Annotated in this window: 18 protein-coding genes and 2 pseudogenes; 11 read left to right on the top strand and 9 right to left on the bottom strand. The window is 74.8% G+C overall.

Features of this window, described 5'->3' with window-relative positions; translation table 11 throughout:
• The first annotated feature begins 426 nt into the window (after positions 1–426).
• From LPA54_RS27115 to LPA54_RS27105, 3 genes are all read left to right on the top strand, one after another.
• On the top strand, positions 427–2124 hold the full coding sequence (locus LPA54_RS27115; RefSeq protein ID WP_228982410.1) for a carbohydrate-binding module family 20 domain-containing protein: 1698 nt from the start codon (positions 427–429) through the stop codon (positions 2122–2124).
• Positions 2125–2287: 163 nt separating this feature from the next.
• Complete coding sequence (gene pulA / locus LPA54_RS27110) at positions 2288–7669, top strand: pullulanase-type alpha-1,6-glucosidase (RefSeq protein ID WP_228982515.1); 5382 nt, start codon at positions 2288–2290, stop codon at positions 7667–7669.
• Positions 7670–7816: 147 nt separating this feature from the next.
• The gene (locus tag LPA54_RS27105; protein ID WP_228982409.1) at positions 7817–8167 is read left to right on the top strand and encodes a 5-carboxymethyl-2-hydroxymuconate Delta-isomerase; all 351 of its coding nucleotides are present in this window, start codon (positions 7817–7819) and stop codon (positions 8165–8167) included.
• Here the strand turns inward: LPA54_RS27105 and LPA54_RS27100 are convergent.
• Positions 8152–9000 carry a TetR/AcrR family transcriptional regulator gene (locus tag LPA54_RS27100; protein ID WP_228982406.1) on the bottom strand — a complete coding sequence of 283 codons (849 nt, stop codon included), beginning with the start codon at positions 8998–9000 and terminating at the stop codon, positions 8152–8154. The genes LPA54_RS27105 and LPA54_RS27100 overlap by 16 nt on opposite strands.
• A gap of 62 nt (positions 9001–9062) precedes the next feature.
• On the opposite strand from LPA54_RS27100, the gene LPA54_RS27095 reads away from it, so the two are divergent.
• Positions 9063–9452, top strand: a complete 390-nt coding sequence (locus LPA54_RS27095; RefSeq protein ID WP_228982404.1) for a hypothetical protein — start codon at positions 9063–9065, stop codon at positions 9450–9452.
• 15 nt (positions 9453–9467) lie between these two features.
• On the opposite strand, the pseudogene LPA54_RS27090 reads toward LPA54_RS27095, so the two are convergent.
• Positions 9468–9935: pseudogene (locus LPA54_RS27090) on the bottom strand (flavin reductase family protein); the annotation flags it as partial.
• 99 nt (positions 9936–10034) lie between these two features.
• Positions 10035–11948, bottom strand: coding sequence for a hypothetical protein (locus tag LPA54_RS27085; RefSeq protein WP_228982513.1), 1914 nt, complete (start codon positions 11946–11948; stop codon positions 10035–10037).
• A 274-nt stretch (positions 11949–12222) separates the two neighbouring features.
• Here LPA54_RS27085 and LPA54_RS27080 point away from each other — a divergent pair, with 274 nt between their 5' ends.
• A complete protein-coding gene (locus LPA54_RS27080; protein WP_228982401.1) occupies positions 12223–12663 on the top strand; it encodes a hypothetical protein in 441 nt (146 codons plus the stop codon).
• Positions 12664–12752: 89 nt separating this feature from the next.
• Here the strand turns inward: LPA54_RS27080 and LPA54_RS27075 are convergent, their stop codons facing one another.
• On the bottom strand, positions 12753–14276 hold the full coding sequence (locus LPA54_RS27075; protein WP_228982399.1) for a DUF1996 domain-containing protein: 1524 nt from the start codon (positions 14274–14276) through the stop codon (positions 12753–12755).
• 110 nt (positions 14277–14386) lie between these two features.
• Positions 14387–15388 carry an NAD-dependent epimerase/dehydratase family protein gene (locus tag LPA54_RS27070; protein ID WP_228982397.1) on the bottom strand — a complete coding sequence of 334 codons (1002 nt, stop codon included), beginning with the start codon at positions 15386–15388 and terminating at the stop codon, positions 14387–14389.
• Positions 15389–15492: 104 nt separating this feature from the next.
• Here LPA54_RS27070 and LPA54_RS27065 point away from each other — a divergent pair, with 104 nt between their 5' ends.
• Positions 15493–16098 (top strand): hypothetical protein, encoded by a 606-nt coding sequence (locus LPA54_RS27065; protein ID WP_228982396.1) that lies wholly within the window; start codon positions 15493–15495, stop codon positions 16096–16098.
• 62 nt (positions 16099–16160) lie between these two features.
• Positions 16161–17681, top strand: coding sequence for a PepSY domain-containing protein (locus tag LPA54_RS27060; protein ID WP_228982394.1), 1521 nt, complete (start codon positions 16161–16163; stop codon positions 17679–17681).
• Positions 17682–17785: 104 nt separating this feature from the next.
• On the opposite strand, the gene glnII is transcribed toward LPA54_RS27060, so the two are convergent.
• Entirely contained in the window at positions 17786–18823 is a 1038-nt protein-coding gene (gene glnII, locus LPA54_RS27055) for a glutamine synthetase (protein WP_228982392.1), read from the bottom strand.
• A 222-nt stretch (positions 18824–19045) separates the two neighbouring features.
• Here glnII and LPA54_RS27050 point away from each other — a divergent pair, with 222 nt between their 5' ends.
• On the top strand, positions 19046–19960 hold the full coding sequence (locus LPA54_RS27050; RefSeq protein ID WP_228982390.1) for a Gfo/Idh/MocA family protein: 915 nt from the start codon (positions 19046–19048) through the stop codon (positions 19958–19960).
• Here LPA54_RS27050 and LPA54_RS27045 read toward each other — a convergent pair.
• Both LPA54_RS27045 and LPA54_RS27040 read right to left on the bottom strand, forming a co-directional pair.
• The gene (locus LPA54_RS27045; protein ID WP_228982388.1) at positions 19957–20631 is read right to left on the bottom strand and encodes a septal ring lytic transglycosylase RlpA family protein; all 675 of its coding nucleotides are present in this window, start codon (positions 20629–20631) and stop codon (positions 19957–19959) included. The two genes, LPA54_RS27050 and LPA54_RS27045, sit on opposite strands and share 4 nt — an antisense overlap.
• A 198-nt stretch (positions 20632–20829) precedes the next feature.
• Positions 20830–21192, bottom strand: a complete 363-nt coding sequence (locus tag LPA54_RS27040) for an arsenate reductase family protein (protein ID WP_228982386.1) — start codon at positions 21190–21192, stop codon at positions 20830–20832.
• 133 nt (positions 21193–21325) lie between these two features.
• On the opposite strand from LPA54_RS27040, the gene LPA54_RS27035 reads away from it, so the two are divergent.
• Together LPA54_RS27035 and LPA54_RS27030 are read left to right on the top strand one after the other, a co-directional pair.
• Complete coding sequence (locus LPA54_RS27035) at positions 21326–21601, top strand: hypothetical protein (RefSeq protein WP_228982384.1); 276 nt, start codon at positions 21326–21328, stop codon at positions 21599–21601.
• Positions 21602–21838: 237 nt separating this feature from the next.
• Complete coding sequence (locus LPA54_RS27030; protein WP_228982381.1) at positions 21839–23116, top strand: winged helix DNA-binding domain-containing protein; 1278 nt, start codon at positions 21839–21841, stop codon at positions 23114–23116.
• Positions 23117–23256: 140 nt separating this feature from the next.
• Here LPA54_RS27030 and glnA read toward each other — a convergent pair whose 3' ends face one another.
• On the bottom strand, positions 23257–24666 hold the full coding sequence (gene glnA, locus LPA54_RS27025) for a type I glutamate--ammonia ligase (RefSeq protein ID WP_228982379.1): 1410 nt from the start codon (positions 24664–24666) through the stop codon (positions 23257–23259).
• A 233-nt stretch (positions 24667–24899) separates the two neighbouring features.
• Between glnA and LPA54_RS27020 the strand changes: the two are divergent.
• Positions 24900–25328, top strand: a pseudogene (locus LPA54_RS27020) (RDD family protein); the annotation flags it as partial.
• Positions 25329–25444: the final 116 nt, after the last annotated feature.

The raw sequence follows: 25444 nt of genomic DNA, 5'->3' as shown, positions 1-25444 counted from the left end.
CCCGGGTGTCCCGGGACGCGGTTCCCCGAGGAGGCCCGGGGCTTCGCCCTGTGCGGGGCGGCGGGGTCTTCTTCGAACCCCGGGCCTCCCGGTCGGAACCGGCCCGGCCGGTCGGGCGCGTGGGACCGGCCGGGATCGGCCGCCCCCCGGCCGACCGGACCGGAGTCGTCGTTGAACGTAACACCACTGCAATACCTTGCGAAAGGGTTTGCAGCCCGGGAATCCAGGAGGTTTCCCCGCTGTGACCCGCATGTGAGCGGAGCGTGTCGCAGGGGTTGACCTGATGCCGGGGGGCTCGTACGGTCACGTCCGAAAACTGTTGCTGCCGTCTTGCAGCAAGAAGATTCAACCGGCCTTGCGGGCATGGCGCGTTGCCGTACGAGGCTGCCCCCACAGCATCCGCACCTCCCTTCCCCAGGAGGAGACATGGCCAGAAGAACAGCGGCCGCCGCACTCGCCCTCGTGGCCGGCGTCGCGGCCGGCGTCACGGCGCCGGGCCAGGCCCAGGCCGCCGCACCCGGAGACAAGGACGTCACCGCGGTGATGTTCGAGTGGAAGTTCGCGTCGGTCGCCAAGGCCTGCACGGACACGCTCGGCCCCGCCGGGTACGGCTACGTGCAGGTCTCGCCCCCGCAGGAGCGCATCCAGGGCTCCACGTGGTGGACCGCCTACCAGCCCGTCAGCTACCGCATAGCCGGCCCCCTCGGCGACCGCGCCGCCTTCAAGAGCATGATCGACACCTGCCACGCCGCGGGCGTCAAGGTCGTCGCCGACTCCGTCGTCAACCACATGTCGGCCGGCGGCGGCACCGGCACCGGCGGGTCCCCGTACACCAAGTACGGCTACCCGGGCCTGTACTCCGCCCCCGACTTCGACGACTGCACGGCGGAGATCACCGACTACCGGAACCGCTTCAACGTCCAGCACTGCGAACTGGTGGGCCTCTCCGACCTCGACACCGGCGAGGAGTACGTCCGCGGCCGGATCGCCGCGTACCTCGACGACCTCCTCTCACTCGGCGTCGACGGCTTCCGCATCGACGCGGCCAAGCACATCCCCGCCGCCGACCTCGCCAACATCAAGTCCCGGCTGACCAAGCCGGACGCCTACTGGAAGCAGGAGGCCATCTTCGGCGCCGGCGAGGCCGTCTCCCCGAGCGAGTACCTCGGCACCGGCGACGTCCAGGAGTTCCGCTACGCCCGCGACCTCAAGCGCGTCTTCACCGGCGAGAAGCTCGCCTACCTGAAGACCTTCGGCGAGAGCTGGGGCTACCTGCCCTCCGGCCAGTCCGGCGTCTTCGTCGACAACCACGACACCGAGCGAAACGGCGAGACGCTCACCTACAAGTCCGGCGCCGCCTACACCCTCGCCAGCGTCTTCATGCTCGCCTGGCCCTACGGCTCCCCGGACGTCCACTCCGGCTACGAGTGGTCGGACAAGGACGCCGGCGCCCCGGCCGGCGGCCACGTCGCCGCCTGCCACAGCGGCGGCTGGAAGTGCCAGCACGACTGGCGCGAGATCAAGTCGATGGTCCCCTTCCGGAACGTGGCCCGCGGTCAGGGCGTCACGAACTGGTGGGACAACGGCAACAACGCCATCGCCTTCGGCCGCGGCACCAAGGCGTTCGTCGCGATCAACCGCGAGGCCGGCCCGCTCACGCACACCTTCCAGACGTCCCTGCCCGCCGGCACGTACTGCGACGTCCAGCGGAACGCGCCGGTCACCGTCGACGGCTCCGGCCGGTTCACGGCCACGCTCGGCGCGAACACCGCCCTCGCCCTGCACGCCGGCGCCCGCGTCTGCGGCGGCGACCCCGCCACGGACCCGGTCACGGCCGGCGCCGCGTTCCAGGTGAACGCCACCACGGTGGTGGGCGAGAACATCCACGTCACCGGCGACCACCCCGCCCTCGGCGGCTGGAACCCCGCCGTCGCGCCCAAGCTGGACCCGGCCGCCTACCCGGTGTGGAAGCACACCGTCAGCCTGCCGCCCGGCACCACCTTCTCGTACAAGTACGTCCGCAAGGACGCCGCGGGCAACGTCACCTGGGAGAGCGGCGCCAACCGCGTCGCGACCGTCCCGTCCGGCGGGACCGTGACCCTCTCCGACACCTGGCGGAACTGACCCGCACCCCCGCCCGCACGAACCCCGCCCCGCACCCGCCCCGGGTGCGGGGCCCCTTCTCCGCACACCGCACCGCACCGCTTCGCACGCGCACCGCTCAGCACACCGCACCGCTTCGCACACCGTCTTCTCCGCACACCCTCACCGAGGAGAACCCGCCTTGATACGCCCCCGCCCCCCGGCGCGCCACCGGCGGCGACGCCCGACGCGCGGAACGGTCGCCGCCCTCGTCGCGGCGACGCTCACCGCGCTCGCCGTCCCGGCCGCCGTACCGGCGAACGCCGCTCCCAAGCCGCCCGCGCCCCCCTCCGACCGGCGGCTGGCCGCCGAGCCGGCCCGGCACGACCTGACGCGCGAGCAGTTCTACTTCGTCCTGCCCGACCGCTTCGCCAACGGCGACCGGCGCAACGACCGCGGCGGGCTGACCGGCTCGCGCCTCGCCCACGGCCACGACCCGACCGACAAGGGCTTCTACCAGGGCGGCGACCTCAAGGGCCTCACCGAGCGGCTGGACTACGTCAAGGGGCTGGGCACCACCGCGATCTGGCTCGCCCCGATCTTCAAGAACCAGCCCGTGCAGGGCGAGGGCGAGAACGCCTCCGCCGGCTACCACGGCTACTGGATCACCGACTTCACCCAGGTCGACCCGCACTTCGGCACCAACGAGGACCTGCGCACGCTCATCGACCGCGCCCACGCCAAGGGCATGAAGGTCTTCTTCGACGTCATCACCAACCACACCGCCGACGTCATCGACTACGAGGAGAAGACCTACGGGTACCTCTCCAAGGGCGCCTTCCCCTACCTCACCGCGGACGGCCGGCCCTTCGACGACGCCGCGTACGCCGACGGGACCCGCCGCTTCCCGCGGACCGGCCCCGGCACCTTCCCCCGCACCCCCGTCGTGCCCGCCGCCAAGAAGGACCTGAAGGTCCCGGCCTGGCTCAACGACCCGACGATGTACCACAACCGGGGCGACTCCACCTTCGCCGGCGAGTCCTCCACCCACGGCGACTTCGTCGGCCTGGACGACCTGTGGACCGAGCGCCCCGAGGTCGTCGAGGGCATGGAGAGGATCTACCAGCGCTGGGTGCGCGACTTCGGCATCGACGGCTTCCGCATCGACACGGCCAAGCACGTCAACACCGAGTTCTGGACCCAGTGGGCCACCGCCCTCGACGCGTACGCCGCCGAGCGCGGCCGCCCCGACTTCTTCATGTTCGGCGAGGTGTACTCCGCCGACACCTCCGTCACCTCCCACTACGTCCGCGAGGGCCGGCTCGACGCGACGCTGGACTTCCCCTTCCAGGACGCCGCCCGGCAGTACGCCTCCCAGGGCGGCCCGGCGACGAAGCTCCGCTCCCTCTTCGCGGACGACCACAAGTACACGACCGACAAGGCCAACGCCTACGAGTCGGTCAACTTCCTCGGCAACCACGACATGGGCCGCTTCGGCGCGTTCCTCAAGCAGGACAACGCCGGCGCCGGCGACGCGGAGCTCCTGCGGCGCTACCGCCTCGCCAACGAGCTGATGTTCCTCGGCCGCGGCAACCCCGTCGTCTACTACGGCGACGAGCAGGGCTACACCGGGCCCGGCGGCGACAAGGACGCCCGGCAGACCCTCTTCGCGTCGCAGACCGCCGACTACCTCGACGACGACCAGCTCGGCACCGACCGCACCCACGCCGCCGACGCGTACGACCCGACGCACCCGCTGTACCGGCAGATCGCCGCGCTCGCCGGGCTCCGCAAGGCCCACCCGGCCCTCGCGGACGGCGTGCAGATCGAGCGCCACGCCGACACGGGCGCGGGCGTCTACGCCTTCTCCCGCTTCGACACCGGGGCGCGGGACCGCACCGAGTACGTCGTCGCCGTCAACAACGCGACCACCGCGAGGACCGTCGCGCTGACCACCGAGTCGGCGGGCACCACCTTCCGCACCATCCACGGCGGCACCGCCACGGCGACCAGCGGCACCGACCGGAAGGTCACCGTCACCGTCCCGGCGCTCTCCTCCGTCGTGCTGAAGGCCGACCGGCCCCTCGCCGCCCCGGCCACCGCCCCCACCGTCGACCTCACGGCCCCCGCCGCGGGCGCCTCGGGCACCGTCCAGGTCACCGCCGACGCCGACGGCGGGCAGCTGAACCGGGTCGTCTTCGCCGCCCAGCAGGGCAACGGCCCGTGGCGGGTCCTCGGCTCCGCCGACCACGCGCCGTACACGGTGACCCACAAGATCACCGCCCCGGCCGGCACCCCGGTCCGCTACAAGGCCGTCGCCGTCGACACCAGGGGCCGCACGGCGAGCGACCTGGCCGCCACGACCGCCGGTCAGGCGCCGAAGCCGGACAGGCCCAGCGCCGTCGACCGCGACCACGCCGTCGTCCACTACCAGCGGCCCGACGGCGACTACGACGGCTGGCAGCTGCGGACGGGATCCACCACCGCCCCCTTCACCGGCCGCGACGCGTACGGCGCCTTCGCCTGGGTCAAGGTCGAGGACGGCACGACGACCCTCCCGTACACCGTCGAGAGGAACGGCACCCCCGACGGCCCGCGGCGCACCCTGGACCTCTCCGCCACCGGCGAGGTCTGGATCAAGCAGGGGTCCGACGGACAGGCCGACAAGGCACCCGACGGCGCCTACCCGCCGCAGGACCCGGGCAAGGCCGTCATCCACTACCACCGCCCCGACGGGGACCTCGACGGCTGGGGCCTGCACACCTGGACCGGCGCCGCCACCCCCACCGACTGGTCCAAGCCCCTCCAGCCGGTGCGGAAGGACACCTTCGGCCTCACCTTCGAGGTACCCCTCGCCGCCGGCGCCACGTCCCTGTCCTACATCGTCCACAAGGGGGACGAGAAGGACATCCCCGCCGACCGGTCCCTGGACTTCGGCACGCACGGCAAGGAGGTCTGGCTCCTCACCGGCGAGACCGGCTACCTGCTGCCCACCACGGGCGCCGCGCCCGACCTCGACCTCACCAAGGCCGAGGCCCAGTGGATCGACGCCGACACCGTCGTGTGGAAGGTGAAGGCCGCCCCCGGCACCAGCACCCAGCTCGTGTACGACCGGAACGGCTCCATCACCGCCACCGGCGGCGCCCTCTCCGACGAGGGCCGCTGGCTGCGGCTGGCCCCCGCCGCCCTCACCGACGCCCAGAAGGCGAAGTACCCGCACCTGAAGGACCACCCGGCCTTCACCGTCGACCCGCGCGACCGCGACCGGGTGCGCGAGGCCCTGCGCGGTCAGCTGATCGCCACCCACCGCGCCCCGAACGGCGCCCTGCTCGCCGCCACCGGCGTGCAGATCCCGGGCGTCCTGGACGCCCTGTACGGCGCGAAGGCGCAAGCCGAGGCGCTCGGCCCGGTCTTCCGCAAGGGCACGCCCACCCTCTCCGTCTGGGCGCCCACCGCCCGCACCGTCGCCCTCGAACTCGACGGCAGGCGCGTGGCGATGAAGCGCGACGCGGCCACCGGCGTCTGGTCGGTCACCGGCGCCAGGAGCTGGCGGAACAAGCCGTACCGGTACGAGGTGACGGTCTGGGCGCCCACCGTCGGGAAGGTCGTCACCAACAAGGTCACCGACCCCTACTCCACCGCCCTCACCGCCGACTCCGCCCGCAGCCTGGTCACCGACCTCACCGACCCGAGGCTCGCCCCGGCCGGCTGGACGACGCTGAGGAAGCCCGCCGCCACCCCGCTGCGCGACGCGCAGATCCAGGAGCTGCACGTCCGCGACTTCTCCGTCGCCGACCGCACGTCGAAGCACCCCGGCGGCTACCTCGCCTTCACCGACACCGCCTCCGACGGCATGAAGCACCTGCGCGAGCTGGCGGCGAGCGGCACCTCGTACGTGCACCTGCTGCCCGTCTTCGACATCGGCACGATCCCCGAGAGGAAGTCCGACCAGGCGACCCCCGCCTGCGACCTGGCGGCGTACGCCCCCGACTCCGACCGGCAGCAGCAGTGCGTGTCCGGGGCCGCCGCCAAGGACGCGTTCAACTGGGGCTACGACCCGCTGCACTACACCGTCCCCGAGGGCTCCTACGCCTCCGACCCGGACGGCACCCGCCGCACGGTCGAGTTCCGGCAGATGGTCCAGGGCCTCAACAAGGCCGGGCTGCGCACGGTCATGGACGTGGTCTACAACCACACCGTGGCGAGCGGCCAGTCGGAGAAGTCCGTCCTCGACCGCATCGTCCCCGGCTACTACCAGCGGCTCCTCGACGACGGCTCCGTCGCCACCTCCACGTGCTGCGCCAACACCGCGCCGGAGAACACCATGATGGGCAAGCTCGTCGTGGACTCGGTCGTCACCTGGGCGAAGCAGTACAAGGTCGACGGCTTCCGCTTCGACCTGATGGGCCACCACCCGAAGGCCAACATGCTCCAGGTCCGCAGGGCCCTCGACGCCCTAACCGTCGCGAAGGACGGCGTCGACGGCAAGAAGATCATCCTGTACGGCGAGGGCTGGAACTTCGGCGAGGTCGCCGACGACGCCCGGTTCGTCCAGGCCACCCAGGCGAACATGGCCGGCACCGGCATCGCGACCTTCTCCGACCGGGCCCGCGACGCCGTGCGCGGCGGCGGCCCCTTCGACGCCGACCCCGGCGTCCAGGGCTTCGCCTCCGGCCTGTTCACCGACCCGAACACCTCCAAGGCCAACGGCACCCCGGCCGAGCAGAGGGCCCGCCTCCTGCACTACCAGGACCTGATCAAGGTCGGCCTCTCCGGCAACCTCGCCGACTACGCCTTCACCGACACCTCCGGCAAGCGGGTGAAGGGCTCCCAGGTCGACTACAACGGCGCCCCCGCCGGCTACGCCGCCGCCCCCGGCGACGCCCTCGCCTACGCGGACGCCCACGACAACGAGACCCTGTACGACGCCCTGGCGTTCAAGCTCCCCGCCGGCACGTCCCCGGACGACCGGGCGAGGATGCAGGTCCTCGCCATGGCGACCGCCGCGCTCTCCCAGGGCCCGGCCCTCTCCCAGGCCGGCACGGACCTGCTGCGCTCCAAGTCGCTGGACCGCAACTCCTACGACAGCGGCGACTGGTTCAACGTCCTCAACTGGGACTGCCGGGCCGGGAACGGCTTCGGGCGCGGCCTGCCGCCCGCCGCCGACAACCGGGACAAGTGGGACCACGCCCGGCCACTGCTGGCCTCGCCCTCCCTGAAGGCCGGCTGCCGGCAGATCGAGGGCGCCTCGGCCGCCTACCGGGACCTGCTGGAGCTCCGCACGACGGAGAAGGCGTTCAGCCTGTCCACGGCCGGCGAGGTGCAGGCCGCGCTGTCCTTCCCGCTCTCCGGTGAGGACGAGACCCCCGGTGTGATCACCATGCGCCTCGGTGACCTCGTCGTGGTCTTCAACGCCACGCCGGAGCGGCAGGAGCAGCGGATCGCCGCGCTCGCCGGCCGCGCCCACGCCCTGCACCCGGTGCAGGCGGGCGGCGCGGACGCCGTCGTCAAGGCGTCCCGGTACGACGCGGCGTCGGGCACCTTCACCGTCCCCGCCCGCACGGTCGCGGTCTTCACCGCCCGCTGACCGGCCCGCCCCGCACACGGCGCCCCGCTCCCTCCGGAGCGGGGCGCCGTCGGTCGTACGGGGGCGCCCCCACGGGCCGGGGCGGCCGCGTCCCGGCATCCGGGCGCCGCTTGTGCGCGCGCCCGCCCGGAGGCGAGGGTAGGGGCCATGCCGCAGATCACCGTCGACTACTCCGCCGCCCTCGACGACGCCTTCGACCGCCGGGGCTACGCCCGCGCCCTGCACCCCGTGGTCGTCGAGACCGTCGCCGCCCGCACCGAGGCGTGCAAGACCCGCACCCGCCGCACCGAGGACTTCGCCGTGGGGGAGGGGACGGGCCGCGACGCCGTCGTCCACGTGGAGGTCGCCCTGCTCGCCGGCCGCACCGAGGAGGCGAAGGCGCGCCTGTCGCAGGCCGCGGCCGCGCTCGTGCGGGACTTCCTCAAACCGGTCGACGGGCTGACCGTGCACGTCTCCGCGGAGGTCAGGGACCTCGACGCGTCCTACCGCAAGGGCTGACCGGCCTCCACCGCGCCGGCCTGCACCGAGCCGGCCTGCACCGAGCCGGCCTCCACCGCGCCGGCCGGCGCCGGGACCCCGGCCTGCGTCCCCGCAGTCCCGGCCGCCCTCGCCGTGGTGAGGAGCGCGCCGAGCCGGCCCACCAGGTCGCCGAACGGCCCGTCGGCCGGCTCGTCGGCGAGCATGCGGGAGACGAGGGCGGCCATCTCGGCGTCGTGCGCGGCGCTCACCGCGGCCAGCGCCGCGAAGTCGTGCACCAGCTGCACCTCCAGCTCGGCGCGCGGAACCCGGCGCCCGTCCAGCCAGATCAGCGCCGTCGACTCGGCGAGCGCCACCCAGGACCGCACCACCAGGTCCAGCCGGGCGGGCGGGGTGCCGCGCACACCGAGGTGGTGCAGGACCTGGTCCCGCGCGGCCCGCCGCACCCCGTCGATCACCGCGTACGCGGCGGGCACCGCGCCGTCCGCGCGGGCGCCGCCCGCGAAGCCGGTGGGCCCGCCGCGCATCAGCGCCGAGAAGCCCGGCCCGTGCTCGTCCACGAAGTCGAAGAACCGCGCCATCACGCGCAGCAGCCGCGCGCCCAGCGGCCCGTCGTGCGGTTCGGCGAACCGGCTCGCCAGGTCGTCCGCGGCCCGCCGCAGCGCCGCCTCGTACAGGCTCCGCTTGCCGGGGAAGTAGTGGTACACCAGCGGCCGCGAGATGCCCGCGGCGGCGGCGATCTCGTCGATCGACACCTCGTCGGGGGAGCGTCGGCCGAACAGCTCCAGCGCGACCCCGATCAACTGCTGTCGGCGCTCCTCGACGCCCATCCGCCTGCGCACCCCGGTCGTCATGCGGACAGCGTAACCGCCGGGCTTCGAACAGAGGTCGCCGCACGGTCCGTTACGCTCCCCGCATGACCACATCGGACCAGGACGGGTCGGGTACGCGGGGCGCCCCGGGCACCTCGTCCCCGGACGCCCCGCGCACCCCTTCCATACCGGCGCCCGAGCACGCCGGGGACGACGACGCCCCGCAGGAGGCCCGCGACGGGCTGACCCCGCGCCAGGCGCGCCGCCTGCGGGTGGCCGTGGCGACGGTGGTCCTGGTGACGCTCGCGGCGGTCCTGGTGCTGCGCCTGGCGAGCCGCACGTCGGTCCTGGTCGTCGGCGTCTACGGGCTGGCGATGATCCTGTGCGGTGTGGTGATCGAGCTGAGCCGCCACGGCCGCACCCGGCTGGGCACCTGGCTCCTCGGCGCGGGCCTGCTCACCGCCCTCGCCGCCGACTGGCTCCTGCTGCCGTAGCCCGGCCGCGCCGCCCTACAGGTCGAGCACCAGTCGCGTGCCGCGGCAGCGCGAGAAGCAGATCAGCATCGAGTCGTGCCGCTCCCCGTCCGTCAGCAGCTCGTCGCGGTGGCCGGCCTCGCCCTGAAGGACCCGCTGCCGGCACGTGCCGCAGAAGCCCTGCTCGCACGAGTACGGCACGTGCGGCACCTCGTCGCGCACGGCGGCCAGCACCGACCGGTCCGCCGGGACGCGCACGGTGCGGCCCGAGCGGCGCAGCTCCACCTCGAACGCGCCGCCGCCGCCCGGGGCGGCCGCCGCGAACCGCTCCAGCCGCGGCGCGCGGCCCTCGGGGAGGGCGGCGGTGACGGCCGCCATCAGCCCGTCGGGGCCGCAGCAGTAGACCTCCGTCCCCTCCGGCAGGTCGGCGAGGAACGCCAGGTCCGGCCGGCCCCCGGTGTCCTCGGCGACCACCCGCACCCGGCCGCCACCGGCGTCGAGCCGGGACGTACCGCCCGGCGCCGGGCACGGACCCGGTACGGCTCGGCGTCCGGGCCCGGGCCGGTTACGGCTCGGCGTCCGGGCCCCGTGAGCCGCCGCGGGTCAGCGCAAGGCGTCGATCCGCGTCCCGTCCTCCAGCTTCCCGGAGAGCTCGGCCCGCGCGCCCCGCTCCGCCGCGACGGCCAGCAACCGCCCGTCGGAGCTGCCCTCCACGCCGCCCGACGTCGTGAGCGACGCCACCCGCGAACTGCCCGCCGCGAGCACGTACCACCGGTCGTCGGGGTCCTTCCACACCACGCCGGCCAGCACGTCCGGCCGGCGCGCGCCGCAGGCCGGCGAGTCCTCGGCGCGCGCCGCCACGGCTCCCGCCGTCAACGGCGCCCCCGGCGCGGCCTTCGGCGCGGGCGGCTGGAACTGGGCCAGCACCCGGCTGCCCGACCCGCGCCAGGTCTCCGCGCGCGTGCACAGCCACGCCGCCGTGCCGGTGCCCGAGCCGGGCAGCTCCTGCTCGGCGAAGCGCCAGGAGTTGACCGACCGCACGCCCAGCGCCCGCATCGACGGCAGCAGGCAGGCCGTACGCGCCCACTCCAGGCGGGCCCGGCCGCCCGCCACGTCCACCGGGGACGCCGGCGCGCCGGAGGTGAGCCGGGCGGGGGCCAGTTCGCCCAGGTCGGTCAGGACCCGCGTCGACACCCCGTCCCGCACCTCCAGGACGTCCCACGACCGGCAGTCGCTCGCCGCGGCCGGGCTCTGCATCGGCGCCGTCACGCCGTCCGCGTCCCGCTGGAGCGGCCGGGCCGCGCCGTCCGCCACGAGCAGGTCCCGCACGGCCGTGCCGCGCACCCACGGCGCGGTGAGGTAGCGGACGTTGGCGTGGGTGCGCCCCACCACCAGGGCCGCGGAGGACGCCGTGTCCGCCCCGTCCGTACGGGCGAAGTCGAGCGCCGCCACGTCGGTGCCGTCCTGCGGCTCGGCGTACCGCACCGCCCGCAGCCCGTCGTGGAAGAGCACCACGCGGGCGTTGTCCACCTCGCCCGCGTACAGCAGCTGTGCCGGGCCCATCGGCGGTCCGGGCAGCGTCCCGGGCGTCGCCGACGCCTGCACCTTCGGCCCGGGCCGCGCCCACACCGCCAGCGCCCGCCGCAGCAGCGCCTCGTCGTCGACGAGCCCGCCGCGCGCCGGCCACACCGTGAAGTCCGTGCGCGACGAGCGCTGCCACGCGGCCGGCGCGACCCGCTGCAGCTTCGCCGGGTCCAGCGCGGCCTGGGCGGCCGGGTTGAGCGCGTACGGCGGGGCCGCCGCGCCGTCGGGCCCCCAGCCGTCGCCCGGCAGCGCCAGCAGCGTCCCGCACACCACCGCGGCCGCCAGCGCGGCCAGCGCCGCCCGGGTGTGCTGCCGGCGCCGCATCAGGTCGGTGGGCCGGGCCTGGAGCGAACAGGGGTCGAACTCGGGCGACTCCAGCAGCGTGCCGCCGCCCGCCCCGCCGGGCGCCTCCACGCCGTCCGCCTCCGCCAGCGCCGCCTTCGGGTCGGCGACCCCGGCCGCGGCCAGGACGCGGCGCGCCTCCGCGTCGCCCTGCCGCTCCAGGCCCCGCAGCACGTACGCCGCCCGGCCGGGTGCCGACAGGGCCGCCAGCCGCTGGTCCAGGGCCAGTTCGTCGGCGCCGCCGGACCGGGGGAACAGCCGCAGCCCCCACACCTGCGGCAGCAGCGGCGGCAGTTGCGCCCGCTTGGGCCACCCGCCGCGCCCGAGCGGCCGCCCGGCCTCCAGGGCCTGCCGCAGCACCCGCCCCCGTACGTACGCGTATCCGGGGTCGACGGCGTCCTCCGGGCGCCGCTGCACCGGCATCGCCGACCCGTCGCCCGCCGTGGCGCGGCGCCGGGGCAGCGATCGCTGGACCAGCGCGTGCGCGGTGAGGACGCGGCGGTTGCGGCCGAGGGCGGGCGGCAGCACCAGATAGGCGATGCGGACGAGCCGCGGGTAGTGCTCGACGAGCGCCGCCTCCGCCTGCTCCACGTCGACGGGGGCGTGGGCGGCGGCCGCGGCGCCCGGATCGGCGGCCTTACGGGTCTGCTGGGCTTCCTGGGTGCTCACGTTCAGCAGAACGAGCGACGCTGGGGATGGTCACCTCCCACCCCGCGTGTCGTTGTCGGCCCCGCGGACCCCGGACCGCCGCCCGGAGGCGGACATACACGGTGGTTCGGGCAGGCCGCGGACGTTACCCCGGGTTCGCCCACGGAAGAGGGGTGCGAAAAGGCAGCATGGGCGGATGCGTACGGAGCGAACTCGTATGGCCGTGTCCACCGCGACCCTGGCGGTCCTCGCCGCCCTCGCGTCCTGCACCTCGGGCGGCGGACGGGACGGGGCGGCCGGCCACGGCGGTGGCGGCGGGCACGCCGCGCCGTCGGCGGCGAGCGGCACCCTGGAGCAGCTGGCGGAGCGCGCCGGGTGCGCGCCGGACGTCCAGACGGACGCCGAGGAGCTGCGGCAGGCCAACTGCACGACGAAGTACGGGCGGTACGTCCTCGCGACCTTCTCCACCGACCGCGGCCAGCGCGAGTGGATCAACAGCGCCAAGGACTACGGCGGCAGCTACCTCGTGGGGCGCAAGTGGGTGGCGGTCGCGGAGCCGGCGGTCATCACGGAGCTGCGCGGCCGGCTCGGTGGCGAGGTCGAGACCGCCGTCCCGCACGGGGGCGGGGAGGGGGGCTCGGACCACCACGGGAGCTGACCGCGCAGCGGGGTGTGGGGGGATGTGGGGGGTGGGGGCGGGGCTCGGAGGGTTGGTTCCCCAGGGTGGGGGCCGCCCTCCGGCGCCGGTCAGGCGCAGCGGCGACCGGTGTTGATGCAGCCCACCATCCGCGTCATCAGACGGCTGTCGAAGACGTTGATGAAGTCGCCGTGGTCGGTGACGGGCTTGTGGAGCTGCTCGGGGAACGAGTCCACGGCGAAGACGCTCCCCGCCGGCACGTCGTAGACGACCCGCTGCACGAGCTGGGGGATGGCGCGGAAGCCGTTCGGGCAGCGCCCGTCGTCGTCGGCGAAGGCCACGTGCGTGCGGTGGTTGGCGCTGTCCGTGTTCCGCCCGTCCCAGCAGCTCTGGAACCGGAACGTCCGCACCACGTCGCTGCCCTGGGGGCAGAGCGGGTACTTGTCGGTCAGCTCCCGGTCCTCCAGGCCGGTGCAGCTCCATGAGGCGTTGGCGTTCGCGAGGCCGTTGGTGAGCGCCTTGGCGTCGCCCGTGATGATCCGCAGGAACCTCGGCATGGCGGTGACCTTGGACACCGGGCTGCCGACGAAGTCGAGGGTCACCTCGGTCGGGGTGAGGATCCGTCCGACGTTCTGGTCCTTGCCGCCGCCGTCCTCTCCGGCGTCGGCCTCGTCCCGCCCGTCCTGCACGCGCAGCACGGGCCAGTAGTAGGTGGACCGGTCGCCCTGGTTGCGGCAGCTGGTCCGGCCTTCGGCGAGGGTCCTGTTGTCCGAGAACGCGTCCGTCGCCTGGTTGCCGACGTAGTCGTGCATGTGGTGGGCGCCGTTGCGGACGCCGGGCGCGACGATGACGTTGTCCGGGTTGAACTTCTTGTTCTCGTTGCGGCCGCACGAGGTGGTGAAGGTGCCCGTGGAAGCGCCGCGCCGCTGGTTCGGCGCCCGGACGTTCGGCCGGACGGAGCGGATGTCGGCGAAGTCCGCCGCGACGGGCCCGTTCCCGGCCTGACCGCCCTGGCCCTGGCCTTGGCCCTGCTCACCGCCCTGGCCGCCGTCGCCTTGGTCCTGGCCGTCCTGGTCTTGGTCCCCGTCCTGGCCGTCGCCCCGGCCCTGGTCGCCGTCCTGGTCGTCTCCTTGCCCGCCGCCCTGGTCGTCGTCGCCGCGCAGGGTGCAGGGCGCCAGGCTCTCCATGCCCTGCGGCCGTTCGGCGAACCGGCCGATCGCGACCGCGATGCGCTCGATGCTCGCCGACCGCTCCTGCCGGAGCGGGCCGAGGATGGCGTTCTCCGCGAAGGCGGGGTCCTGCTCGATCCGCTCGCGGGACTGGGCGAGCCGCTGGTACGCGTCGGTGACCCGGTTGTCGATCCGGGCCAGCTCCAGGTCCACCTCCCCGCGCGCCTGGCCGGGCATGTCCTCGGGCAGCCCGTCGGCGACCTCGGGGCAGTCGATGGTCGACACCCGCTGCCCCGCGTTCCTCACCTCCGGTCGTGCCTGCTGCCGGTCGGAGGGGCCCGAACGGCCCTCTCCCGCCGACGCGTAGACGTTCACCGCCAGCAACCCGCCCCCGCCCAGGACCAGGGCGGCCGTGGCGGCGACGGCCCGGTTGGCCACCGTCGAGCGTTTTCGTGTGCGTCCCATGGAACTCCAATCCCGGCAGGGGAACAGCTCCGTTCCATACGGACGCGGCGCCCGCGGCGTTCAACGCCCGCGCCGAAGCGCGGCCCGCGGGCGCGGCACACCCGGCCCCGCTACCGCTCCAGCCCGAGCACCTCCGCCTCCCGCTCGGGGGCCAGGCCCACCGGGGCCCGGTCCGGCCGCAGCGGCGCCTCACCGCCCAGGGCGCGCAGCCACGCCCAGGTGTCGGCGACGGTCTCCTCCACCGGCCGGCAGCGCAGGCCCGCGGCGAGCGCCTTGCTCACGTCGGCCCCGTGCATCGCGTCGTGCAGCTCGCCCGGCGGGGTCCACACCGGCAGCTCGGTCCACGGTTCGACGCCCGCGGCGAGGACCGTGCCCGGGTCCGTCCACCGCAGCTCGGCGTCCGAACCGGTCACCCGCACGCACGCCTCCAGCAGTGCCTCCGTCGTGGTGTGGCCCGGCCGGCTCACCAGGTCGTACGGCCCGGCCGCTCCGCCCGCCGCCGCGTCGAGCAACCAGGCGGCCAGGTCCCGGGCGTCGACGTACTGCAACGGCAGGTCGCGCGGCCCCGGTGCCAGGACCGGCCCGCCGCGCGCCATCCGGTTCAGCCACCACGGCAGCCGGCCGATGTTCTCGCCGGGCCCCAGGATCAGCCCGGCGCGCACGAGCAGCGTCCGCTCGGGGCCGAACGCCCCGATCGCCGCCAGCTCGCCGCCCCGCTTGGCCCGCGGGTAGGGCACGTCGTCACCGTCGTCGGGCGACGCCTCCACGACCGGCTTGTCCTCCCGCAGCTCCGCCACGAGCGGCCACTCGTACACCGAGCAGCTGGACACGTACGCGTACCGCCCCACGCGGTCCGCCAGCAGCCGGGCCGCGTCGCGGACCGCGCGCGGAGCGCCCGACCACGTGTCGACGACCACGTCCCAGGTCCCTTCGCGGAGCGCCGCGAGCCCCGCGCCGTCCGGCGCCGACCGGTCCCCGTGCAGCACCGCCGTCCCCGGGGGAGGGGCGTGCCGCCCCCGGTGGAACACCGTCACGTCCCAGTCGCGGGCGACGGCCGCCTCCGCTACCGCCCGCCCCACGAACTCCGTACCACCCAGAACCAAGAGCCTCATGGGCCCGACTCTGCCCGCCGAAACCCGTGGCACCCAGCGCTTCCGCTACCGGAGGAACAGCCGGAAGCGCGCCTTCCGCCCCGGGATGGGAGCATGTTTCGGCCATGACCCACACCCGCTCGCCGATCCGTGCCCTGCGCGCCGCGCTCTTTGCCGCGGTGTGCGTGGTGCTGTCCGCGACGGGCCACGCCGTCCAGTCCGAGCACCGGGTACCGATCGGGTCGCTCGTGGTGGCCTCCATCCTGACCTGGGCACTCGCCTGGGCGGCGGCCGGGCGCCGACGAGGGGCGCCGTTGATCGGAACGGGGCTCGTCTGCGTACAGCCGGTCATGCACCTGGTGTTCGCCCTGGCCCAACACCGTCAGACCCACGCGGCCCACCATGGCCATTTCGGCCATCACGAAGAGGCGGTCTCGCTGCTGCCTTCAGGGGGCATGCTCACCGCGCACCTCGGTGCGGCGGCCGTCTGCGGCGTCTGGCTGGCCCACGGCGAGAGGGCCTTCTTCCGCCTCGCGCGCACCGCCTTCGTGCCGCTGCGCCCGCCGCTGACCCCGCTACGCCTCCCGTCCGCGCCGCGACCGCCGCGCGTCCGGCCCCGTACCCGCGACCGCCGCCGCGCCGGCGCCGTCCTCGCGCACACCCTGTCCCGGCGCGGCCCGCCCACGGGTCCGGCCTCCCGCACCACGGCCCCCGCGGCGTCGCACGCCTGACCCGGGGGGCCGGTCAGCCCTGCCCCCACACCGCGGTCACCGCGCCGACACCGAGGACACCCATGCGCACACAGACGCCCTCGCAACCCCCCGAACCCCGCGAGCCCGAACCCCGCGAGCCCCAATCCCGCGAGCCCGAATCCCATGAGCGCGAGCCCCGCCCCGCCGCCCCCGCCCGGGGCGGCACCTGGAGCGCCCTGCGCCCCCTGGTCCTGCGCCTCCACTTCCACGCGGGCCTGCTCATAGCCCCCTTCCTGCTGGTCGCCGCGGCCAGCGGGCTGCTCTACGCGCTGTCCTTCCAGGCCGAGAAGGTCGTCTACCGCAACGAGCTGGAAGTCCCCGTGGGCGAGCGCGTGCTGCCCCTCGCCGAGCAGGTCGAGTCCGCCCGCCGCGCCCACCCGGACGCCACTGTGACCGCCGTCTGGCCCGCCCCCGAGGAGGGCGCCACCACCCGGGTGCTCATGAGCGGCCCCGGGGTCGAGGAGGGCAAGTCCCTCGCCGTCTTCGTCGACCCGTACACCGCCCGGGTGCGCGGCGCCCTGCCCAGCTACGGCAGCTCCGGCGCCCTCCCCCTGCGCACCTGGCTGGACGAGCTCCACCGCGACCTGCACCTGGGCGAGCCTGGCCGCCTCTACAGCGAACTGGCCGCCAGCTGGCTGTGGGTCGTCGCCCTCGGCGGGCTGCTGCTGTGGATCGGCCGCAGACGCACCGCCCGCCGCGCCAGGACCCTCCTCCTGCCGGAGGGCGGCCCCCGCTCCCGCCGCCGCACCCTGTCCTGGCACGGCTCCGTCGGCCTCTGGGCCTGCGCCGGCCTGCTCGGCCTGTCGGCCACCGGCCTGACCTGGTCGACGTACGCGGGCGAGAACATCGCCTCCGTACGGGAGCAGTTGGGCGGCGCCACGCCCACCGTCTCCGCCGCCCTGGCCGGCGCCCCGGCTGCCGGCGGCGACGCGCACGAGGGCCACGGCGCCGGCCACGACGCCGCCGCTCCGGCCGTGCACGGCGCCGACGTCGGTGTGGACCGGGCGGTGGAGGCGGCCCGCGCGGTGGGCGTCGACGGCCGGATCGCCGTCACGCTGCCCGCCGACGGCAAGGGGTACGTGGTCAAGGAGACCGACACGCGGTTCCCCGTCCACCTCGACCAGGCCGCGGTCGACCCGGCGACCGGCGAGGTCATCGACACCCTGCGGTTCGCCGACCACCCCCTCCTCGCCAAGCTGACCCGCTTCGGCATCGACGCCCACACCGGCGTCCTCTTCGGCCTCGCCAACCAGTTGGCCCTCGCGGCGCTCGCGCTCGCCCTGGTCCTGCTGGTCCTGTGGGGCTACCGCATGTGGTGGCTGCGCCGCCCGGGCCGCCCGGTGGCGCCCGGCACCTGGCGCCGCGTCCCCGCGCCGCTCCTGCTGCCGATCGCGGCGGGCACGGCCCTGGTCGGCTGGTTCGTGCCGCTGCTCGGCCTGAGCCTGGCGGCCTTCCTCGCGGTCGACGCCACCCGCTCGGCTGTCTCCCGCCGCCGACGGCGCACCAACGGCACCGGCACCGGAGCCGGCAGCGCCACCGGCACCGGCACCGGCACCGCCTGAGCCGGCGGACCGGCGCGAGAACGGCGACGACAGGGGAGCGCCCCCACCGGACGGTTCCGGTGGGGGCGCTCCCCGCGTACGGACGGGCCCCGGGCCGCGCGCCCTCAGACCTGGCCGGCCTTCTCCAGCGCGGAGCAGCAGGTGTCCACCAGGAGGCGGGTCACCGTGTACGGGTCGACGTTGGCGTTCGGGCGGCGGTCCTCGATGTAGCCCTTGCCGTCCTTCTCGACCTGCCACGGGATGCGGACCGAGGCGCCGCGGTCCGAGACGCCGTAGCTGTACTCGTTCCACGGGGCGGTCTCGTGCAGACCGGTCAGGCGGTCGTCGATGCCGGCGCCGTAGTTCTTGACGTGGTCCATCGGCTTGGAGCCCTCGCCCAGCGCCTCGCACGCGGTGAGGATCGCGTCGTAGCCCTCGCGCATCGCCTTGGTGGAGAAGTTGGTGTGCGCGCCGGCGCCGTTCCAGTCGCCCTTGACCGGCTTGGGGTCGAGGGTGGCGGAGACGCCGAAGTCCTCGGCGGTGCGGTAGAGCAGCCAGCGGGCGACCCACAGCTGGTCGGAGACCTCCAGCGGCGCCAGCGGGCCGACCTGGAACTCCCACTGGCCGGGCATGACCTCGGCGTTGATGCCCGAGATGCCCAGGCCCGCCCGGAGGCAGTTCTCCAGGTGCGCCTCGACGACGTCACGGCCGAAGATCTCGTCCGAGCCGACCCCGCAGTAGTAGCCGCCCTGCGCGGCCGGGAAGCCGCCCTCGGGGAAGCCGAGCGGGCGGGCACCCTTGAAGAAGGTGTACTCCTGCTCGATGCCGAAGATCGGCTCCTGCGCGCCGAACCGCTCCTCGACCTCGGCCAGCGCGGCGCGCGTGTTGGACGCGTGCGGCGTCATGTCCGTGTTGAGGACCTCGCACAGGACGAGGATGTCGTCACCGCTGCGGATCGGGTCGGGGCAGGAGAAGACCGGCTTCAGGACGCGGTCGGAGGCGTGGCCCTCGGCCTGGTTGGTGCTGGACCCGTCGAAGCCCCAGACGGGCAGGTCGGCGACGCCGGCGGGGGCGGAGCCGGTCAGTATCCTCGTCTTCGAGCGCAGCTTGGCGGTCGGCTCGGTGCCGTCGATCCAGATGTACTCAGCCTTGATGGTGGTCACGGGGGCCTCATCCTTCGCGGGTGCAGCGGTATGCCGCGCAGCCTGTCAACGGGCGGTTTCCCGACGGTTGCCCGTGTGTGAACCACGTGTTACCCCGCTCTCCGGCCCACCCGGCCCCGCCGTGCGCGCCGCGCCCCGCCCCCGGGCCGGCCCCGCGCCCCGCCCGCCCGGGGACGGGACCCGGTCCGGTGCGGGCCGCCGGGTGCGGGCAGACTGGCGGGTATGGACACGGTACGCATCGGCCTCCTCGGCACCGGCCCCTGGGCCGCCCGCACCCACGCCCCCGCCCTGGCGGCGCACCCCGGCGCGGAGTTCACCGGCGTGTGGGGGCGGCGCCCCGACGCGGCCGCCGAGCTGGCCGCGGCGCACGGCACGCGGGCGTACGACGACGTCGACGCCCTGTTCGCCGCGAGCGACGCCGTGGCGTGCGCGCTGCCGCCCGACGTACAGGCGCCGCTCGCCGCGCGGGCCGCGGCGGCCGGCTGCCACCTCCTGCTCGACAAGCCGGTCGCCACGACCGTCGCGGCCGCCCGGGAGGTCGCGTTGGCCGCGGAGAAGGCCCAGGTCGCGTCCGTGGTGTTCTGCACCCTGCGGTTCGCGGCGGACACCGCCGCGTGGATCGACGAGCAGGCGGCGGCCGGCGGCTGGTTCCTCGCCCGGGGACACTGGCTCGGCGCGCTCTTCTCACCCGGCTCCACCAGCGCGTACGCGGCCTCCCCGTGGCGGCGGGAGAAGGGCGCCCTGTGGGACGTCGGCCCGCACCTGCTGTCGGTGCTGCTGCCGGTCCTCGGCGACGTGACGGACATCGCGGTCGCCACGGGCCCCCACGACACCCGCCACCTCTCCCTTCGCCACGCCTCCGGCGCGGGCAGCGCCCTCACCATGACGCTGAGCGCCCCGGAGGCGGCGGCGGAGGCGGGGCTCACGCTCTTCGGCGAGCGAGGGCGGGCGGCGATGCCCCGCTGGGGCGACGCGGTCGGCTCGTACACGACCGCCGTGGACGCGCTGCTCGCCGCGGCCCGCACCGGGGAGCCCCACGCGTGCGACGCGCGGTTCGGGCTGCGCCTGACGGAGATCCTGGCGGAGGCCGAGGCCCTCGCGTCGGCCTGGACCCCCGCGGCCCCGGACGCCCCCTAGCCGACGCGCTCGACGCGAGCCTCGCGGATGAGGAACTTGCCGGGCTCGCGCACCTGCTCGAAGGCCGCCGCGTTCAGCAGGACGCAGCTGCCGGAGGGCGAGGTGACCTCCACGGTGGTGGACCTGCCGTTGTCGAGGTTGGTGACCTTCAGCCGCGTACCGGCGGGGAAGCGGTCGCTGGACGCGGCGGGGGCGCCGGCCTCGCCGGAGAGCGTGACGGTGGACCCGGCGCACACCACCTCGCCGCCCCGTGCGGGCGGCTGCTGCCCGCCGGAGTCACCCGCGTCCGTGCCGGCACCGGTACCCGCGTCGGCGCCGGTCCCTCCCGACCGCCCCACGGCCACCGGCCCGCCGCTCGCCTCTGCGCCGCCTTCCTGTGTGCCGCCCGCCTGTGCGCCGCCGGTGTCGCACCCGGCGGCCGCCTGCTTGCGCCGGATCTCCTCGACCACCGCGAGCCGGTTGGCGATCCGCGCCTCCGACCGGGCGTCCGGCCGGGCCCGCTGGCCGGCGATGAACTGCTCGTTGTTCCGCAGGGCGGTGGCCAGCCCGTCACAGGCCGCGGACGCCTGGCCGGTACCGGTCAGCACGACCGCCGCACCGCCCGTCAGCACGGCCGTGCCGACGAGGAGGGCCAGCTTCCTGTTGCGGCTGAGGGTCTTCTTGCGTGACACGAGGGGCTCCTGTTCCCCCGGCCGCCCGGGAAGGCGGGGGCCGGATCGGTCGATGGCGCGTCGCCCCTGTGTACGGGTGGCGCCCCGGACCCGCTCAGCCCCCGCCCCAAGAGCACCTCAAGGCCACCCAAGCCCGCCTGAAGCCCGCCTTGCCCCCCGGCCCACGGCCCGGCCCACGGCGCCGCACCGGCGACCGGCCTACGACCGGGACAGGGCGTCCCGGACGGCCTCCTCCGACCGGCCCACGACCGCCGTGCCGTCGTCGGCGGTGATGATCGGCCGTTGGATGAGCTTCGGGTGCGCGACGAGCGCCTCGATCCACCGCTCCCGTGACCCCTCGTCACGCTCCCAGTCCCGCACGCCGAGCTCCTTCGCGGCGGCCTCCCCGGTGCGGGTGATGTCCCACGGCTCCAGCCCGAGCCGGTCCAGCACGGCACGGATCTCGGCGGCGGACGGCACGTCCTCCAGGTACCGGCGGACCGTGTAGTCGGCGCCCTCCTCGTCGAGCAGCCGAAGGGCGCCGCGGCACTTGGAACAGGCGGGGTTGATCCAGATCTCCATACCGCAACGGTACCCGCGCCGGCCCTGCAAAGCCCGTCTGGCCAGGGCCGATTGTCAGTGCCCGCCGGTAGGATGGAGGCAGTCAGTGAGGGTCCGGGGGAGGCCCCTCACACCGCGTACCAGGAGGTCGCCGATGGCCGTCGCCACCGTCACGCCACTGCCCCTCGAACCCTGGAAGCCCCTGCGGAAGCAGCCGCTCCCGGCCGGCCGGCCGCGCGAGTGGTACGTGTCCCACAACCGCCGCCTGAAGGCCATGCGCCTGGCGATCGCCCTGCTCGACTCGGGCGTGTACATCGCCTCGAAGGCCGACGACCGGACCATACGGAACACGGCGCAGCACCTCGGCGTGCACCCGCCGTCGGACGCGACGTGCCGGATGGTCCGCTCGCTGATCCGCTCGGGCCGCTAGACCCGCCCGCGCCCGCCCCCGTCCCGCCCCGTGCCGGCAGCCCGGCGCGGGGCGGGACGGCACGGTACGGCCCGCAGGGCGGTACGGCCCGCACGGCCGTACCGCTCCACAGCCCCGCCCCCGTCCCGCGCGCCCCGACCCCCCACCAGCCCCGGCGGTCGCCACCGCCCGTACCCGCCACACCAGTTCACCCCGCCCCGTCAGCGGGCGGCCCGCCCCGGCGGCTACGGTCGTCCCATGGCCCACGCCCGTCCCCGCATCACCGACGACCAGCGCCGCGCCCGCCTCGCGCTCCGCCACCACCTGGCACCGTCCGCCCGTGCGGCGACGGTCGAGGAGGTCGCGGCGTCCCTGACCGCCCTGCACGGCACCGACCCCGCCACCGTCCACCTGGCGGCCGGCGCCCGGCTCGCCCCCGAGGCCGCCCCGCACGGCCCCGTGCCCGCCATGGAGCGGGCGCTGTACGAGGACCGCACCCTGGTCCGCATGCACGGCATGCGCCACACGGTCTTCGTCGTGCCGGCGTCGCTCGCCCCGGTGGTCCAGTCGTCCACCACGCACGCCGTGGCCGCCCGCGAACGCGCCTCGTTCCTCAAGCAGGTGACCGCGGGCAGCGACCTCACCGCCGACTGGCTGGCGGAGGTGGAGCGGGCCGCCCTCGCCGCGCTGGAGCGGCTCGGCGAGGCGACGGCCACCGAGCTGGCCCGCGAGGAGCCGCGCCTGCGGGAGCGGTTCACGTACGGGCCGGGCACGTCCCACGCCCAGGAGCAGACCGTCTCGTCCCGGCTGCTGCGGGTCCTCGGCACGGAGGGGCGGGTGGTGCGCAGCAGGCCGCTCGGCGGGTGGACGTCCAGCCGGTTCCGCTGGGCCGTCGCCCCACCGCTCCCGGACCTCCCGCCGGCCGAGGCACGGGCGACGCTGACCCGCCGCTGGCTGGCCACGCACGGCCCGGCCACGGAGGCCGACCTGACGTGGTGGACCGGCTGGCGCGTCACCGACGCCCGGAAGGCCCTGGCGGCCGTCGCCGCGCAGGAGGTCACCCTTGACGACGCCACGACCGCCTATGTCCTCCCGGCCGACACGGACGCGGGCGCGGACGCCGACACGGACGCGGTCACGGACGGCGACGTGCGAGCCCCCGACGCCACCACCCCGGACGCCCCCGACGCCCCCGACACCCCGGCCACCGTCGAACCCTGGGCGGCGCTGCTCCCCGCCCTGGACCCGACGGCCATGGGCTGGCGGGGGCGCGACTGGTACCTGGACCCGGACCACCGCCCGGCCCTCTTCGACCGCAGCGGCAACATCGGCCCCACCGTCTGGTGGAACGGCCGCGTCGTCGGCGGCTGGGCGCAGCGCCCGGACGGCGAACCGGTCTGGCGCCTGCTGACCGACCCCGGCGCCGAAGCCCGCGCCGCCGTGGAGGCGGAGGCCGCCCGCCTGCACACGTGGCTGCACGGCACCCGCGTCACCCCCCGCTTCCGCACCCCACTGGAGCGCGAGCTCTCCGCCTGACCGCGACGCGGACAGGCGGTGACGCCACCCGCCCGGGGACGCGGATACGCCGCCGGCCGCGCCCTCCCCTCCAGGGGACGGCGCGGCCGGCGGCACGAGCGCGGGTGGGGTCCGGCCGAAGCAGCCGGTCCCGGGGCGCTCTAGAGGTCGAAGTACAGCTCGAACTCGTGCGGGTGCGGGCGCAGCTGGATCGGGGCGATCTCGTTGGTGCGCTTGTAGTCGATCCACGTCTCGATCAGGTCGGACGTGAAGACGCCGCCCGCCTGGAGGTACTCGTTGTCCGCCTCCAGGGCGTCGAGGACCGCCGGGAGGGACGTCGGGACCTGGGCGACGCCCGCGTGCTCCTCGGGGGCGAGCTCGTACAGGTCCTTGTCGATCGGCTCGGCGGGCTCGATCTTGTTCTTGATGCCGTCGAGGCCGGCGAGGAGCAGCGCCGAGAACGCCAGGTACGGGTTCGAGGACGGGTCCGGGGCGCGGAACTCGACGCGCTTGGCCTTCGGGTTCGAGCCGGTGATCGGGATGCGCATCGCGGCGGAGCGGTTGCGCTGCGAGTACACCAGGTTGACCGGGGCCTCGAAGCCGGGGACGAGGCGGTGGTAGGAGTTCACCGTCGGGTTGGTGAACGCCAGCAGCGACGGGGCGTGCTTGAGGATGCCGCCGATGTAGTAGCGGGCCATGTCCGACAGGCCGGCGTAGCCCTGCTCGTCGTAGAAGAGCGGCTCGCCGCCGGCCCACAGGGACTGGTGGACGTGCATGCCCGAGCCGTTGTCGCCGAAGATCGGCTTCGGCATGAAGGTCGCGGTCTTGCCGTTGCGCCAGGCGACGTTCTTCACGATGTACTTGAAGAGCATCAGGTCGTCGGCGGCGGCGAGGAGCGTGTTGAACTTGTAGTTGATCTCCGCCTGGCCGGCCGTGCCGACCTCGTGGTGCTGGCGCTCGACCTGGAGGCCGACGTTCTCCAGCTCCAGGGAGATCTCGGCGCGCAGGTCGGCGAAGTGGTCGACCGGCGGGGCCGGGAAGTAGCCGCCCTTGTAGCGGACCTTGTAGCCGCGGTTGTCCTCGACCGCACCGGTGTTCCAGGCGCCCGCCTCGGAGTCGATGTGGTAGAAGCCCTCGTTCGCGGAGGTGGCGAAGCGGACGCTGTCGAAGACGTAGAACTCGGCCTCGGGACCGAAGAACGCGGTGTCGGCGATGCCGGTGGAGGCGAGGTACGCCTCGGCCTTCTTCGCGATGTTGCGCGGGTCGCGGCTGTACTGCTCGCCCGTGATCGGGTCGTGGATGAAGAAGTTGATGTTCAGCGTCTTGTCCCGGCGGAACGGGTCGAGACGCGCCGTCGACAGATCCGCGCGCAGCGCCATGTCGGACTCGTGGATGGCCTGGAAGCCGCGGATGGACGAACCGTCGAACGCGAGCTCCTCGGACGGGTCGAACGCCGTCGCCGGGATCGTGAAGTGCTGCATCACTCCCGGGAGGTCACAGAACCGGACGTCGACCATCTTGACGTCGTTGTCCTTGATGAACTTCTTGGCCTCGTCGGCGTTCTGGAACATCCAACTCCTCCTACTCCCACCCGGGGGAGGGCGGGGTTGCAGCTCGGTCGTGCGGCCAGTGCGGTGGCACACGGTGGACCCGACCATAGGGACGCGTGATTTCTCAAGCATGACCCATTTGTTTCGCCCAAGTTAACCGGCGCGGCCCCGGCGGCCCCGCGCGGCGGGGCGCGGCGGCCACCCGCGGCGACCCGGGCCCGGCCGATCGGGGCGGGGCGCAGTACCGTGTACGGGTGGACAACAGGCAAGCAATCGGATCGTGGCTCTCGGGACCGCGTGCGGCGGCCGAGGAGATGGGCGCCGACTTCGGCTACCGGGGCGAGCGGCTCGGGCTGCCGGAGGAGGGGCCCGGCTCCGTGGCCCCCCTCGGGCGCCGGTTCGGGGCGCTCTTCGTCGACTGGTCCCTGTGCATGCTCATCGCATACGGGCTGATCACCGGAGGTGACTGGAACGCGTCGGGCAACTGGGCCCTGGGCGTGCTCTTCGTCCTCGGCGTGCTGACCGTCGGGACCCTGGGCGCCACCCCCGGCAAGCGGCTGCTGGGGCTGCGCGTCATCGCCGAGGACGGCCGGCGGCTCGGCTTCGGGCGCGTCGTCGTCCGTACGGCGCTGCTCTGCCTCGCCGTCCCCGCCCTGGTCTGGGACCGGGACGGCCGCGGCCTCCAGTACGTGCTCCGCCTCGACCCGCGCGCGGGCGCGGCGGCGGTCCTCCAGCACGGACGTCCAGGCGTTGCGCCGGGCGGTGCGCTGGCCTCCGGCCAGGAGGAGCGCCTCGACGG

The organism is Streptomyces sp. DH12 (assembly GCF_020873895.1).
Taxonomy (GTDB): domain Bacteria; phylum Actinomycetota; class Actinomycetes; order Streptomycetales; family Streptomycetaceae; genus Streptomyces.
Note: the sequence above shows the minus strand (reverse complement) of the source record. Positions and strands in the feature narration are given on the sequence as shown.